Here is a 15,694-nt window from a genome sequence, read left to right on the forward strand (position 1 = left end):
GGTCGACCGGATGCCTAGACAACACCCGATCTACCAGGAGTTCCCCTGTCCGCGCACCAAAGCCACACCACCCACCGGGTTCCCAAACAGCCACTGAAAACCATGCCCTACGGAGAAGTTAAAGCGAGGCGCCGACACATACTTACCAGCGAGAGACTGACACTGGCATGCCGCAGTGACTGCAATCGACTGCTAACCGGGAGTCGGCTTACTCATCGACGCGTACCCTCGAACACATGCCGCGCCTCATAGGCCAGTGCGGCTAGGATTCGTCGTCACGGAGCGCTGTGCACTGGCGATGGAGGGACGAGGCCGTGGCCGGTCGGCATGACAACGCCAGAGGATCCGCCTCCTCGGGCGGGTCACGGGCCGCTGGAGGCATCGGCTTCCAGGCCGAGGTCTTCGCCTGGTGGGCAGCCCTCGCGGTATCCGGCGAGGGGCCGGGGTTCGACTTGGTTCCGGCGCGGAAGGTGCTGGCTGTCGGTTGCGAGACGGGGTTCCCTGTTGACGATGTCGGGGTTGCGCTGCACGACGGGGGCTTCATCCTCATCCAGGCCAAGCGCGGGATGCGTCGGCTCGATTCCAGTTCCGGCGATCTGCGCAAGGCCGTCGACCAGCTGATCGATGCGTTCCGCGGTGGCCTGCGCACCAGGGTCGAGGTGCGTGCCGTCGACCTGGTCAGAGATCGCCTGGTGATCGCGACCGATGCCACATCGAGCGGCGCGTTCGATGATCTCGCGACGGTTCTCGCCCGTCTTCGAGGCCATCCCGACACATTGCCGCTGGAGGATGCCGCAGGTACTGACCAGCAAGTGGCTGCCTGGACCCGTTTCCGCGGCATCGTGGAGCAGCGATGGGCCGAGACGTCGGGTACGGCACCCACCCAGGAGGAGCTGCGCCGGTTCTGCCGCGTCCTGGGAGTCCAACGGCTCGATTTCACTGACGTCGGAACCCACCGCAGGCAGGCGGTGAGCCTGCTGGAGCACGCCGGTGCGACGGACGGATCCTTCGACCGACTGATCAAGTTCGGGGTGACATTCGGTCACGAACGGTCATGGCGGCTTACCCACCAACTCAGAGCCGCGCTGGACATTCCGACCGAGTCCGGGGTCAGTACGCCGAACAGGCCACGAGGGCACGTCTCGTTCGAGTGGTTGCGTCATCGGCTCGACGAAGCCGTCGAAGACCTGGGCCCTCGCTACAACCGCGAGTTGACCGTCAAGGTGCCCGTAGGACAGGTGATCGCGGGCTTCGCGCGCCGCGACGTCGCGTTGTCGCCTCTGCGCGTGCAGCTTCGCCAAGCGCACGCCGCTCTGGGCCGAGCCGCCGCCAACGAGTCCGGTCACCAGCGGCTGGCCGACATGCTGACGGAACTGGCTGAACTGCGCGGGTCGGTTGACGCCGCTGCCGGTCCCGGCGTCCTGCCAATCGAATCGTGGCGTTCCCGATGCTCGGCGATGATCGAATCTCTCGGGCGGATCCCGGACGATCCTACTGTCGGTGATCGCGAATCGTCGAAATTCCGCGACGCTGTCGATTCGTGCTGGGAACACCTCGAACAGGCCGTCATGTGGCTGGACGGGCGGATCCCGAAGGCGTGGAACAACCCGGTTCTGCTCATCACCGGAGAGCAGGGGCGAGGCAAAAGCCACCTGCTGGCGGACACGGCCCTGTCCGCCATGCACGACGGCCAGCCCGCCGTATTGCTGCTGGGCCAGCACTTCCTCGACACCAGCGACCCGTGGACCCAGGCGACCGCCAACCTGCGATGGCCCGGCACCGCCGAGGAATTCCTCGGCGCGCTCAACAGTCTCGCCAAGGCCGCGGGCCGCCGGGCGCTGCTGATGCTCGATGCCCTCAACGAGGGCGAGGGCAGGACGATCTGGTCGACACGACTGGCGGGCTTCCTGAGGGAGGTACGCCGGTTCGAGTGGATCGGAGTGGTCTTGACCGTGCGAACCATCGCACGGGATGCCTGTGTTCCGGGCAACGTCCGTGAGACGGCGGTGGTCGTCGACCATCGCGGGTTCGCCGACGTGGAGTTCGACGCCGTGCGGGAGTTCTTCCTCCACTACAAGCTCATCGGCCCCGCTACACCGCTCCTGCAACGGGAGTTCCGCGAGCCGCTGTTCCTCGACCTGTTCTGCCGCGCAGCACAACGACACTCCGCCCTGTTGACCGGCGCCGCACCGGGCCTGAGCGCCGCTCTCGACACGTTCCTCACCACCAGGGACAAGGTGGTCTCCGAACAGCTCAATATCGACCCTCACGACATTGTGGTGATCACCGCCTGCCGTGAACTGGCCAAGGCCATGCTCAGCCTGGGCAGGCGCTGGCTGAGCAGGCAAGAAGCCAAGCAGATCACCGAACGCGTGTGGCAGACGACCGGTGGGTACTCCAAGTCACTGTTCCTGGCCTTGCTCACCGAGCGAGTGCTGATCCAGAGCTTCGTCGGTGCGCTAGAGGCGACCCCGGACGCGCAACCGGTGCAGTTCGCCTACGAACGCCTCGCCGACCACCTGATCGCCACCGTTCTCATCAACTCGACGCATCGCGACGGTCGCTACGACCACGACGCGCTGGCCCGGATCGCGGCGGGCCTGACCGCAGGCGACACCACGCTCGACGCGCTCACTGTGCTGGTGCCCGAACGCGTCGGGATCGAACTGATCGACCTCGTCCACGCGGTGGCACGGCAGACGAGCAGCATGCTGTCCGACCGCGTGATCGCCTCGCTGCCACTGCGCGCGCCGAACGCGATTACCGCCACCGCGGCCCGGCTGCTGGAGGAACGGCTGCTGAGCGACGACCGCCAGGTCGCCCGAGCCGCCGCGCACGTCGCAGTGCCACTGGCATGTCTGCCCGGACACGACCTCGACTACCGGTGGCTGCATGCAACGCTGGCGGCGATGCCGATGTGGCGCCGCGACATGACCTGGACCGCCGCCACCGTCGGCCGACGAGGACAGCCGAGTCCTTACACCGGGCTGCTCGCGTGGATCAACGCCGAGGACGAACCCGCCTTGACCCACCTGAGCCAGGAGTCGGCCCTGGCCAGTGCTGTCACGCTCATGTGGGCGTTCACCACTCCCGACCGGTTCGTGCGCGACACCGCCACCCGCCGCCTGGTCAAAATCGCCTCCGTGCACCCGACCGTCCTGCCCACACTGATCCACCGTGCCGCAGAGGTGGACGACCTCTACGTCCTGGAACGGGTCTGTGCAGCCTCCTACGGTGTCGCACTACGCCACCTGCCCGACGCAGTCCTGCGCGCTCTCGCCGCAGCCACCCTCGACACCGTGTTCGGCCGAGCCGAACCGCCGGTCCACATCCTCATCCGCGACTACGCCCAAGGTATTGTTCGGCTTGCCCACAGACGCAGCCTGGTAAATGACGCCGACTGGACCCGGGCAGCAGGCCCTTGGTCGAGCCCGTGGCCAGGTCGGGACATCCCCGACCAGGACGAGCTGGAACGGCTCTACCCGCTGTTCGCCGGTGAGGAACCCGCCCGAGAAGGCTCGCTGTGGGCCTCCGTCCACCTCAGCGCCGGCGAAGATGGAGACTTCGGCCGCTACGTCGTCGGCACCAACCACCCCCACGGCTTCCCGTTCACCACCCGCCTACGCAGCGACCAAGAGCAGCAGGCGGCACCAGGCGACGTCGAGGTGCCCGACGACACCGGATCTCCGCGGCCCGGCCTCCTCCAGCAGTTCACTGACGCACTGGACGAGGACGACCCACTCCACGCAAGCTTCACCGACCTGCTCGCCTACGCCAAAGCCACGGCCGAAACCACACCGCGCCGACGACGCGACGACCCCATCGACGCGGATGCGGTGACCAGGTTCGTCATCCTGGGAGTCGCCGACCGCGGCTGGACACCCGAACGTTTCCGCGACCTCGACCGCGAGCTCTACGCCGAACAGTCCGTCGGACGCGCTCCCCACAAGCGCGAACGCATCGGCAAGAAGTACCAGTGGCAGGCATGGCACGAAGCCCTGGCCCGCCTCGCCGACACCCACCTACTCCAGGACCACCCGGAGCGCCAACCCGTCACGGCCGCCCGAATCCCCTCCACCCGCGACCTCGACCCCTCACACCTGCTCTCCGGCAATCCCGAAGACCCCACCGACGACGACTACCCCGACACCACCACCTCCTGGTGGTTGCCACTGCCCACCCCCGAGGCGCCCGACCTGTCCAGCTTCGAACTCCAGTGCGCCTGGGTCGCCGACCACACGGCACTGCTGGACACCAGCCAACTCGTCACCATCCCCGGCAATGTTGCCGCAGCCTCACCAGCTGGCCGCACACTGCAGCTACGCGACGACCACGAATGGATACTGCTGGACGGCATCGTCGCCTGGTACTGGGACGCCTACGGCCCTGCGCCACATCTGGCCAGCGAGGGCGTGTGGGCCGACCACGCCGCAGTGCACCACACCGTCCTGATCCGCCAGGCCGACGTCACCGGCATCCTCGCCTCCCCGCTGAAGGCCTACGACCCACACCACTACAACCAGGACTTCACCAACAGCGCGTTCCTCGGCGAGTACCCCGACCAACCCGCCTTCACCGACCTGCTCGAAGACCGCGAACAGCAGGACGGCTGGACCACCGACACCAACATCCCCGCACCAGTCCTGCACGCCACCGACCACTACACCTGGGAAGGCAGCAACTACGACTGCTCACTGACCAACGCGGTCTCCGTCTCCCTGCCCAGCGCCCACCTTCTCCGCCTACTCGCCCTCGACGCCTACGTGCGTGACGGCGCCGTACGCGCCCCAGACGGCGAAGTGATCGCGTTCGCCCCCAACGTCTTCGAACCCGGAGAACACGCCCTGCTCGTCCGCGCCGACATCCTCCACACCGCGCTCACGCAAGCCCACCTCGCCCTCGGCCGCGTTATTTACCAAGAACGCCGATCCGGCGAAGCCCACAAACACGACCCCTGGCCCGGATGGAACACCCGCACCAGCCTCCACATCCACCAGCCCACCCCTACGGGCTGGAACCTCACAGGATCTCTCCAACACGACCAGCAATACGCACCGCGTCCACCGCACACACAAGCTGCGCCCAGCACCTCCAGCGACGTCTGAAAGCAAGCGGGCCGCGAACGTGCAAGCGACGCTGCACGGGATAGATCGAGACGTTCAGGTCACAGCAGCCGAAGGCCGGTGAAAGCCCTATGGCTTGCGGCGCATCTGGACTGCGAACGAACCGGGCGTTGCATCCTACCGGCGGGCCGCATACCGGTTCACCACCGGCTTCCTGCGGCACCTCGCGCTGCGACTGCTCCATGCGCCCGGTCACCAGCGAGCAGTGGCGCGACGGCGGCAGCTCTCGCAACCCACGCGCGGCTGTCCGAACGCGTGACCCCGCCAGCAGGACAATGCGTTCGGACGCGACGAGGCCGCCGCGGGCCAGTCAGCATGGCGACGGATAGCGGGGTGTGGACGTATCCTGCCGCGATGGCACAGGATGGAAGGCGCGGTCCTGGGCGCGGGCCGGACGGCACAGATGGCGTCTTGGACAGCATCGTGCAGGCGTGGACCGGTGCAGAGCCGCCTGCGGTGCCCGGTTCCTACCTTGCAGTGGCACCAGGCGGGCCAGTGCACAGGGGTACCACCGTGCCGGCGCTAGGTGTCCGTCGGATGGTGCGGCGGGCGTCGGGCCTGGTGGTCCCGGAGTCGTCCATTGCCCAGCGTCATCCCATCGACTTGGTCAGTCTGGTTATCACCTCTAGTGACGTGGGGCTGGGCGCGTCAACGTTGGAGGAGGTAGCGCGGGAGATGTCGCGCTGTCCGCTGGCGGGCACGGTGACGGCCTTGACAGGGCTGATGGCCCGACTACGGGAGCGCGGCGCCGACCACAAACGGATCGACCTGGACTTCGCGCGAGCCGCCCTCACCGAGGAGCTGCTCGCCGAAGTGGTGTCACGGATCGAACGGGGCGACCGCCTCGTCACCGAACACAGTGTCCTCAAACTCATCGAGTACGCGTTGCGGCATTGCTATACCGGCAATCATGTCGTTCCGCGGGTGGAGTACCTGGCTTGGATGATGCTGGTCCTCAACGACCACCTCGGTGTCGGAGACGATGCCGACGACGCCGCTCCCGACCTGGGGTTGTACATCGACGGCGAACCGGTCGCCCGTGCCTCCACGCTCGCTGCCGACACCGTGGCCAACCAGTACTTTCACGCTGAGGTCGACCTGCCGTCGTTGATCGCCCGCTTTCAACGTCGCTGGCGGGAGATGCCCGCAGACGACCTGTCCGCCGGTTGCGGCATCGACCTGGACGGGATCTACCTCACCACGGTCGGCGTTCCATTCGAAGATCTTGTCACCGTGGCCACCATGGTGTGGGGTATGAGCGCACAAGGCTCCGTTGTGCTCAAGACGGCGGAAATGTGTCGCGCACTTTCCTGGGATGCCGAGCGACTCGACTCTGTACTGGAATTGATGGCCCGCGATCCGGCCGAGATGGTGGCCGCGATCGATCAGGACGAATATTCAGGGACGTGGTCGTTCAACGCATTCGAGCGTTTCCCCATCCTGCGCCTCGATGCCGAAACTGTAGTCGCGGTAAATCCAGATTACGTGTTGTGCCGTGCCTACGGATGGCTTCCACTGTTCGACATCGCCACGGCGCTGGAACACGCTGCATCCATTGGTGGCGAGAAAGCCCGAGGGGACGTGCCTCCGATGAGTGCCATCACGAACTACCTGCGAGCCAACACCGAGCGATACGCCTTGGAAGTGCTTGAATCGATAGCTCCGCGGCGCGGACCATTCAAGCGGCTGTGGGATGAACTGGAGCTCCAGGCCGCCTACCCCGGCAAGCAGGCCAAAAAGGTCTGCGACGCGGTCCTGGAGGAGCCAGGGGCCTGGGTGGCTGTCGAGGTCAGTTCGCGCAGCGTGCAGCGGAAACTGGCTTCCGCCGCATCTCCGCAAGCACTGTTGGATGACGTCCTGCGTGGCGTGGTGGACAAGGCCAAGCAACTGGAGGCGACACTGACCCGGTTGCGCGAGGACGAAAGCCGGCTGACGGGCCGCGCCGCTGAACAAGGCCGACGGTTTGTACCGATCCTGCTGATCAGCGAGGGCTTCCCTCTGGGACCTGTCACCCGGGCAGTCATCAACGATCGTCTCCGCCGCTCCAACGTGCTCCAGAACGAGCAGTCCCAGCCGCTGCACATCATCGGCATGCATGAACTGGAACTGCTGGAACACGCCGTGACCACCGGCCGCGGCAGCCTGGTCGATCTGCTCGATGCCCATGCCCGCTCCACGATGGCCCAAATGAACCTGCGGGACTTCCTCGTAGGTTACCTCGGCGGTCACCATCGCCCGGCGCGCCAGGTGCGTTTGTGGGAGAAAGCCCTGGCTGCCACGACAGCCCGGATGAAGGCACACCGCGAAGGCGAGACAGATGACCAGTAATCGGCAACGGCTCGTCCCGCACGAGCAAGATCACGATGGGCGATGATGCACCGATGAGCCGGACTCCCTTCTTCCCACTGCAGATCGAACGGCTGTGCCGAGTACGTGGCGGGCCGGAAGACGACGACCAGCCTTTCGACCTCGACGTCGACGGCTTCCTCGACGCTTCACTCCCGTGGTGGAGCGCCGGTCACGACACGGCACCGGGTCGGCTGGTCACTCCGACAGTCGCGGCTGAAGGCGGAGCGCTGGTGCTGCTGGGCGAGCCGGGTGTGGGAAAGAGCTCGGCGTTCCGCCAGTTGGTCGAGAGCTTGCCCGACATCAGCGAGCAACCCGAGGGTGATAGCTCTTCGGCGATGCTGTGGGTCGACGGCGGTGACCTGTCGGATACCACCTTCAACGAACTGGTCGGCATCCACCTCAAGCAACTGACCGGTACCGAACGATCCATCCGTGGTTCGAGCCACCCCCGGCTGATCCTCATCGTCGATCAACTCGACGAAAGTCCTATGCGGGAGTTGCTGCCGGGCCGGTTGAACCGTGCTCTGGAGCGCGTACCGCGCGGGTCGGTCCAGTTGCTCATCGCGTGTCGCACCGGGGACTACCCGCTCGCCATGACCGAGGTGCTGGCACGGCACGTCGACAACCACGTCCTCGCGGACTTGGCGCCGCTGACCAGAGCACAGGCAGTCGAACTGGCCAGCACGGTGCACCCTGACGGCGAAGCCCTGGTGGCTGCGGCCGTGGCGGCCGGAGCGGGCGGGCTGGCCAGTGTCCCGTTGACGTTGGAACTGCTGGCACGGATCTACAAGCGCCAAGGCCGGTTGACCGACGGCCCGTCCGCCTTATTCGCTCAAGGCACGCAACTGCTGGCCGAGGAACACGACCGATATCGCACCTCGGAGACGTTCAGCGCCGAGCAGCGCCTGGCCGTGGCCGGACGTATCGCTGCCCGGCTGCTGCTGTCGGGCCGCCGCAGCATCTGGCTGGGCAGCGGCCTGGACGCCCGGGAAGAAACCGACCTGATCGCCGGAAACCTCGCCGGAGGACAAGAGCGGACGATCAGCGGAACCTTCCCGGTGAGCCAGTGCGCAGTCAAGGAAACGCTGGGCACGGCGCTGTTCACCGCGCACGGGCAGGACCGCTTGGGATTCCGGCATTCATCCCTGGCCGCCTACATGGCCGCTCGCTACGTCCATGACAGAGGCTTGCCCCGGCACCAGTTGGTCAGCCTGTTCCTGGTCGACGCGCCGGATCGCGACACCGCCAGCATCCCGGTGCCGTTGCGGGAGACCGCGGCTTGGCTGGTCGCCCTCGACCCAACCAACACCGAGTGGCTGGCTGCGGCCGACGCGGAGAGTCTGGTCGCGCACAGCATCATCGTCGACTCCGGGCCGATCCGTGCACTGGTAGTCAACCGCCTGCTCGACCACGCGGTGGAAGTGGAGCTCAGCGAGACCGTGTGGATGCCCGGACGCTGGCAAGTTTCCCATCCTGGTTTGGCCGAGCAGCTCCGGCCGGTGCTCGATGCGGCCGCCCATGCGCCGACTTCGGAATGGTCCGGACGCGCGCGTGTACGCTTGGCCGTGCGGTTAGCGCGCGACGCTGCCGTCGCCGAACTGGCCGATCCGCTGCTGGCCATTGCCGAACACGACGGATGGCACGTCGACGAACGCCGCCACGCCGCGATGACGGCCATGGAAGCGGCACCCGAGGTCGCCGCACCCCGTCTACGCGCACTCCTGCACTCCCTCCATAGGTCTGCCGACACCACCTTCTCCGACGAGATGGAGGAACTGGAGGGCACACTTCTGCAGTTGCTGTGGCCACGGTACCTGCCGCTGTACGAGATGCTGCGCCACGTTCACCCACCACGCCGCACCTGGTACTACGGCGAGTACAAGTACTTCTTGTCAGAGATGACGACCGGCGTGCACGTCGATGACTTCGGCGCACTGCTGCGATGGGCCTGCGACCGCGTCGTCGAACCGGCACCGATATCCCGTATCGAGCCGATCATGTCCGCCGACGCCGACGACAGCGCCATGATGCCGACTCCGGACGACGGGCCGATCGGCCAACTTCCCTCCCAACTGCTGCCCTCCATCGTCAACCGCGTTCTCGATTCACCGGTCGCCCACGCACACCTCGGCCCAGTTGCCACGCTGCTGTGGTCACAGCTGCGCGAGTACACGCATCCGTCCATCCCCGCCTCCCTCGACCTGGTCGATGCCGCTGGCGTCGAGCCGGAAGCCACCATGACGCTGCGTCGAGCACTAGTGACCCACCTGGTGCAGCAGACGATCACCGAAGCGTCCGGCCGCCACAGGACCGACGTGTCAGTCATCACCATGGGCTGGCAGATCAACCGAGACCCGATAGGTCAATACTCACCCCCAGAAGGGTTGCGTGCGGCCGAACGCACTTCACTGCTCGACAGCGCCGACTTCACCTGGGTGCTCGATCAGGCCGACCAGGCACTCCATGCCGGGCATGACGACTTGGCCACAGCAATGGGGCGACTCGCCCAGCACCTGTTCAACGGCTACGACCCGGACGTCTTCGTACTGGCCTATGAACGCCAGGACAACCCGGCGTGGAAGCACATCCGCTGGTTCTACGACGGCATACCACTGGACAGCGACCTCGCCGAAGCCATGCGCATGTCCGACCGCCACAACAGGCCCAGGCGTTGGGACAAGTCGGCGGAATTCATCGCAGCTCAGCGCGAACGCCTGCGCCTCGCCCTCACCGACGACCCCAACGCGTTCTGGCTGCTGGCTTGGAACCTCAGGTTCGACCCGATCACCGGCAAAGAAGTCCGCCCGAAGACCAGTGACCTACGCGCCTTCGCCGGTGTCGGCATCCTCGGAGACGACGCCGATATCAAGCTCACTACCGCAGCCTTGGCCTACCTAGACCAGGGGCACGACCACCGGGACGACTGGCTCGGCCAAGGGAAGATCCACTATCCGGCCTGGGCCGGCTGCCGGGCGCTCATCCTGCTGCACCACACCGGCGGGCTCGACCACATGACCGACGACCACTGGACGGCATGGGCAGGCGCGCTGCTCAGCCCCTTCGGCTTCGCCGACGACACAGAAGACCGAGAACTCAGGAAACACCTGCTGTGCATCGCCGCCCAGCGTGTTCCCGTCGTGGTCGCCGCACTACTGCGTGACGTCGTGCACAACGACCTCCCACGAGGGGAGCGCCCACTGGAACTCGGATACTTCGACCCCAGCCGCTCACCACAGGTTGCCGACACGATGGTGACGCTGCTGAAACAGATCGCCACCGCACTCGGCACCCCACACGCCTCGACGGCATGGCCCGACGCCGACTTGAACGCGACACCCGAATCACGCACCGCCGCGATCGACACCTGGGGCGAACTTCTGGCTGCCTTGATCGCGGCAGAAGACCCGAGGGCGACCGACATCGCCACCGGTTCTCTCGTCAGCGGCAGCCCAGCTCAACGTGACCTCTCGATCCGCGCAGGCTGCATCCTGCTACAACACGACCCGAACCGGTTCTGGCAGCCCGCTGCCGCAACCCACGCGGACGACAACTTCGGCCGCGATCTCGCATTGGCCTGCGCCTCCCGACACATCCGGGAACCCATCCTCGCCCACCTCGACGAGGAACAACTAGCCGACAACCATCGATGGCTCACCACCCTGTTCCCTCCCACGACCGACACCAAGCAGCACGAACCAGGGCGGATCACTCCTCGCGACGAGATCCGCTCCTGGCGCCTAGAGTGCGTACGCGCCCTCGGTCAGCGAGCCACCAGGGCTTCCATCGACCAACTACACAACCTCGCCAACGACTACCCGGACGACCCCGAAATCACCGCCGCACTCATCAACGCCCGGCGCCGCGTCCAGGCCACCCGGTGGACCGACAACACGTCCGTCGGCAACATCACCGCGATACTCAACGATTCCAGCCGCAGGCTGATCCGCTCCAACACCGAGCTGGCCAAACTCCTGCTCGACACACTCGTCGAGATCGCCCACGACCTACCGGCCCACGGCGAGCTGCTGTGGAACCACACCCGAACCCGGCGCGGCGGGAGCAACGGCGAGATCCCGGAGACCTGGGCTCCCAAGTTCGAAGCCGCACTGTCCTCCTACCTCGCGCACGAACTCACGATCCGACTCCATGGCCGCGGCATCGTCGTCAACCGCGAAGTCCTCATCCTCCCGCGCGACGCCTACGGCGCCGGCGACCGTACCGACATCCTGGTCCAAACCACAGCACACACCGCCAGTACCGATGGAGACCAAGCCGCCGGACAGTCCACCGTCGTCATCGAAATCAAACCCACCTGGAACCGTGATCTCCTACAATCCCAAGAGATACAACTCGTCCGACGCTACCTGCCAGAGGCGAACACCGACACGGGGATCTACCTCGTCGGCTACTACCCGCTGGATCAATGGACCGCCCAGGACTACCGGAAGACCCATGCTAGAAAACCCCGGAAGATGTCCTAATGCAGCTACGACGCCAGGCGCGCCAGCTCAACGACGAGCTGAACGTACACACAACGCCCTTCATCCTGACCATCTCGCGACCCCAGGCTGTCGCAAGACAAGTAAGATCACCAACCTCGGGCAAGCACCGATCAACGACTTGGTAGTTCGTCTACCTCCATGTGCTGGAGACATACGAACCACACCGGCAGATCATCGAGCCTCATCGCACTCAACTCGTGGACGTCAGTTGAGTCGGTGTCAGCGAGGCCAGATAGGCGGCGGCTTGGAGAAGCAAGGCAGTTCCGGTCTCGCCGACACGGTCCACGAAGCCATGGGCGAGCTCGTTGCGGAGGTTCAAGCCGACTGTATGGGCGCAGAGCACCAGGACGAACCGGTGCCACGAGGGATCCATTCCAAAGCCAGCAGCTTGTCGAGCAGGAACCTCAAGCCCGGGTACTGGCCCGGTGCCTGGTTGCGCTGCACCCGGTAGATGCCCGCATCGCTCTCGACCAACAGGTTGCGCGCCAGGGCCTCGATGCGCGGGGTGATCGTGAACGCCGCGCCTTCTGTGTCGCCTGCCCAGAACCGGGCGAACGCACGGCCGATACCGGTGTGAGCCTTGGGGGTAGACCTGTCAGTCGGAGTGGCGTGGTGGCGCAATCCAAGTCGCAGCAGATCCTGTGGTAACGGCTCCGGGCGCCAGGATCATCTTGCCGATCATCCTTTTGTTCCTGTGCATTGCAGATGCCCTCGATTGGAGTGACGAGTCGGCTGCCGTGCAAGCCCGCGAGCGGCTTCCGCCGAACGGAACGCGCTTGACGGGCGCCTGGGCGCCGAGGGTGAACCGGATAGCCGTCCCAGTCGTTCACGACTTCGTATCTACATCGCAGGCGTGGCAGCATGCCGAGCCAACTCTGATCAGCCGCCATGGCGGTGTGATCCAATCCGGCGGTAGTGGCTCGTCCGGGTAGGTCCGGCCGAACCCTGATCCACCCGGTGGCCCTGGCGAGATTCCCGCGTCGTGGTCAGTCGGGGCGGCCTCACCGCTACGCTCTGTGCCGGTAGTGTGACTCAAGACGCAGCGTGGATGGTCGGTTCCGGGATGGAGGCGGTGATCATGGGCACTGCCGAGGTGGTGCGCCGCTGCACCTGTGGCACTCGGCTCGCCCGGGACAACCGCGGCGACCGCTGTAGTGCGTGCGTCCGTGCCGGACGCCGTCACCCTGCCCAGCCGCCGGAGGTACCTGCCGAGTTTTGGGACCACCCGGACCTGCGCGCCGCGTTGGCCGCCCGGGACTTCGGCGCCGTGATTCGCGCCTACCGCACACACCCCTACCACGGTCAGCCCATCCGACAGAAGACCGCCGCAACGTGGATCAACCTGTCCAGCTCACGACTGAGCAGGATCGAGAACGGCGAACAGGTCAACGACCTCACCAGACTCACCCACTGGGCACACGCCTTCGGCATTCCGCCCCACCTGCTCTGGTTCCGCATGCCCGCCGGAGGTGAGCTCGTGACGCCGCCGTCGGAAGACCGTCTGCCCGGGTCGTCACAGCAGTTGCCGCAGCCCTCCCAGGGCGGCCTACTACTGCCAGTCCTGGTCGACGGGTACTCGGTGCTCGTGCCGGTCGACGCCGCGAGCATCGCGCAAAGTGGTCTCGGTTTCTTGCAGAGAGGGCGGGCCGTGGGCTGCGCGGCCCCGACGGGATCGGCTGCCACTGCCACCGAACGGGACGCCATGCCGATCAGCCGCCGCTCGCTTTTCACGCGTGGAGTCGCGGCTGCCGCGCTTCCGGCACTCGGTCTGGGTGAAGTCGAGCACGTCGCAAAGGCCTTGGCCGACTCGCGGCGCTACCTCGACGGCACTGTGATCGAGTACTTCTACCGACAGTTCGAAATCGCCAAGGCTGATGACGGCCGGCTCGGTCCTAGAAAGACCTTGCCTCTGGTGCGCGGCATCCTGGGAGCCATCGAGCAGAGCGCAAGCGACGCCCGGACCGACGTCCGCCGCGAGTTGTTGGCTGTCGGCGCCCGCGGCGCGGAGTTCGCCGGATGGTTGTACCGCGATGTGCACGACCAAGCCACTGCCACGTACTGGCACGACCGGGCGATGGAGTGGGCGCAGGAGGCCGGTGACTTCCCCATGCAGGGATACGTCCTGCTCAAAAGGGCCCAGATGGCGTACGACAACCGCGACGCCGTCCGGGTGCTGACGCTGGCGCAGGCTGCTCAAGACGGCCCGTGGCGACTACCGCCGAAGGTCCGGGCCGAGGTCACCCAGCAAGAAGCGCGAGGGTTGGCCATGCTCGGAGAACCGATGGCCGCAGTGGAGGCCAAGCTTGAAGAGGCCCAGCGGCACTTCGCCAGCCATACCGACGACGATGGCAGCCGGCTCGGCACCCACTACAGCGCCTCGTCACTCACCCTGCAAACGGCGAGCTGCTACATCGAAGCCGGAAAGCCGCAACAGGCGGCAGCACTCTACGAGGACGTGTTGCAGACCAGCACCCTGTCACAGCGGGACCAGGGCTACTTCCTTGCCCGGCGCGCCTCCGCGCTTGCATTGTCCGGTGAGCCGGACGACGCGGCAGCGGTCGGACTCCGGTCGATCCATCTGGCCGATATCACCAGCTCAACCCGTACCAGGCGTGAACTCGGACGCGCGGTCAGCACGTTGCGGCCCTGGAGCACTCGACCGAAGCCGCGTGAGCTCCGCGAAGCGCTCGCCACAAGCTAACCCGCGATCCAGGCGACAACGGTTTCGATGACGAACGCCTGCCACGTCTGACTCTGAGGGTCGGCATAGGTCGGATCGTCGTGTACCGCGAAGCCGTGCTGTGCCCCCTCGATCTCCACCAGCTCATGTTCGACTCGAAGCTGCCGCGTGGCGGCTCGCGAGCCTTCGATGGAGACGAACGTGTCCTCGGTGCCATGCACGATGAGGGTCGGCACGGTTATCTCGTCCAGCACCTCAACCGGCTTGACCCAGAAGACCTCGTTCAAGAACGCCCGGCTGTGCTTGACTGTCTCCGAGTGAGCGATGAACCCCTGCTCGGCGAGCCTCCGCGCCATCTCGTCGCTGAGACGGTCACCCACCCAGTACTGCTTCTGCTCGACGTAGCGGTTCTTGAAGTCGAGCTGAGGGTTGAGAAGCGCCAGACGGTCGAGCTCGCCTGGCCGCTTTGCCGCGAAATAGGCGGCCAAGCCGCCCCCGAAGCTGGTCCCCAGCAAGCTGATCCGGCGGGCACCTGTCACCTCACCGACATGCTCCAGCGCCGTCCGGACATCGTTGAGATGGGCCGACAGTGTTGTTTCCTGCGGCGTGCCGTCGCTCGCGCCGTGGGCACGGAGGTCGTAGCGCAGGCTGGCAATACCGGCGTCGGCCAAGCCGGCCGCAAGACGCCCGAAGAAGCCGCCCTCCTCGCGAGTCACCCCACCACCATGGACGAGCACGATCGCCCGCCCCGTCGGGGAAACGGGGGTGACGAGGGTGCCGCGAAGTTGGAGGCCGTCGAGGGTTCGAATGGTGGTCTCAGCGCGTCCAGCGCTCTCAACGGGCATGTTCGCTCCTGACGCTCGCCGACGCTCCCATGATCCAGAGCCACTGCACCTCCGGCAGAATCGCGGATTCGACGCTCGGACACTCGTCGAGATGCACCCGACCGGACCTCCCGATTCCTCGATCAAGCCGGATACTCGCGGGTCAACGCGGCATGGCTGACACCGCGCACGGAGTGCCAGGGCACGCGCCTTCGA

7 protein-coding genes are annotated in these 15,694 nt (G+C 66.1%); 4 read left to right on the forward strand and 3 right to left on the reverse strand.

Features of this window, described 5'->3' with window-relative positions:
- The first annotated feature begins 314 nt into the window (after window positions 1–314).
- From AB0A74_RS26360 to AB0A74_RS26370, 3 genes are all read left to right on the forward strand, one after another.
- Window positions 315–5,105, forward strand: coding sequence for a hypothetical protein (locus AB0A74_RS26360; protein ID WP_358253447.1), 4,791 nt, complete (start codon window positions 315–317; stop codon window positions 5,103–5,105).
- Between the two features lie 555 nt (window positions 5,106–5,660).
- The gene (locus AB0A74_RS26365; RefSeq protein ID WP_358253449.1) at window positions 5,661–7,451 is read left to right on the forward strand and encodes a hypothetical protein; all 1,791 of its coding nucleotides are present in this window, start codon (window positions 5,661–5,663) and stop codon (window positions 7,449–7,451) included.
- A gap of 53 nt (window positions 7,452–7,504) precedes the next feature.
- On the forward strand, window positions 7,505–11,953 hold the full coding sequence (locus AB0A74_RS26370; RefSeq protein WP_358253451.1) for a hypothetical protein: 4,449 nt from the start codon (window positions 7,505–7,507) through the stop codon (window positions 11,951–11,953).
- A 211-nt stretch (window positions 11,954–12,164) separates the two neighbouring features.
- Here the strand turns inward: AB0A74_RS26370 and AB0A74_RS26375 are convergent, their stop codons facing one another.
- Window positions 12,165–12,347: a DUF4209 domain-containing protein gene (locus AB0A74_RS26375; protein ID WP_358253453.1), complete on the reverse strand. Its 183-nt coding sequence runs from the start codon at window positions 12,345–12,347 to the stop codon at window positions 12,165–12,167.
- On the reverse strand, window positions 12,290–12,595 hold the full coding sequence (locus tag AB0A74_RS26380) for a hypothetical protein (protein WP_358253519.1): 306 nt from the start codon (window positions 12,593–12,595) through the stop codon (window positions 12,290–12,292). Before AB0A74_RS26380 ends, AB0A74_RS26375 begins: the two co-directional genes overlap by 58 nt.
- Before the next feature lie 442 nt (window positions 12,596–13,037).
- On the opposite strand from AB0A74_RS26380, the gene AB0A74_RS26385 reads away from it, so the two are divergent.
- Window positions 13,038–14,675, forward strand: a complete 1,638-nt coding sequence (locus AB0A74_RS26385; protein ID WP_358253455.1) for a helix-turn-helix transcriptional regulator — start codon at window positions 13,038–13,040, stop codon at window positions 14,673–14,675.
- Here AB0A74_RS26385 and AB0A74_RS26390 read toward each other — a convergent pair.
- Window positions 14,672–15,499, reverse strand: coding sequence for an alpha/beta fold hydrolase (locus AB0A74_RS26390; protein WP_358253456.1), 828 nt, complete (start codon window positions 15,497–15,499; stop codon window positions 14,672–14,674). The genes AB0A74_RS26385 and AB0A74_RS26390 overlap by 4 nt on opposite strands.
- Between the last annotated feature and the right edge of the window lie 195 nt (window positions 15,500–15,694).

It is taken from the genome of Saccharothrix sp. NPDC042600, assembly GCF_040647305.1.
Lineage (GTDB): Bacteria > Actinomycetota > Actinomycetes > Mycobacteriales > Pseudonocardiaceae > Actinosynnema > Actinosynnema mutabilis.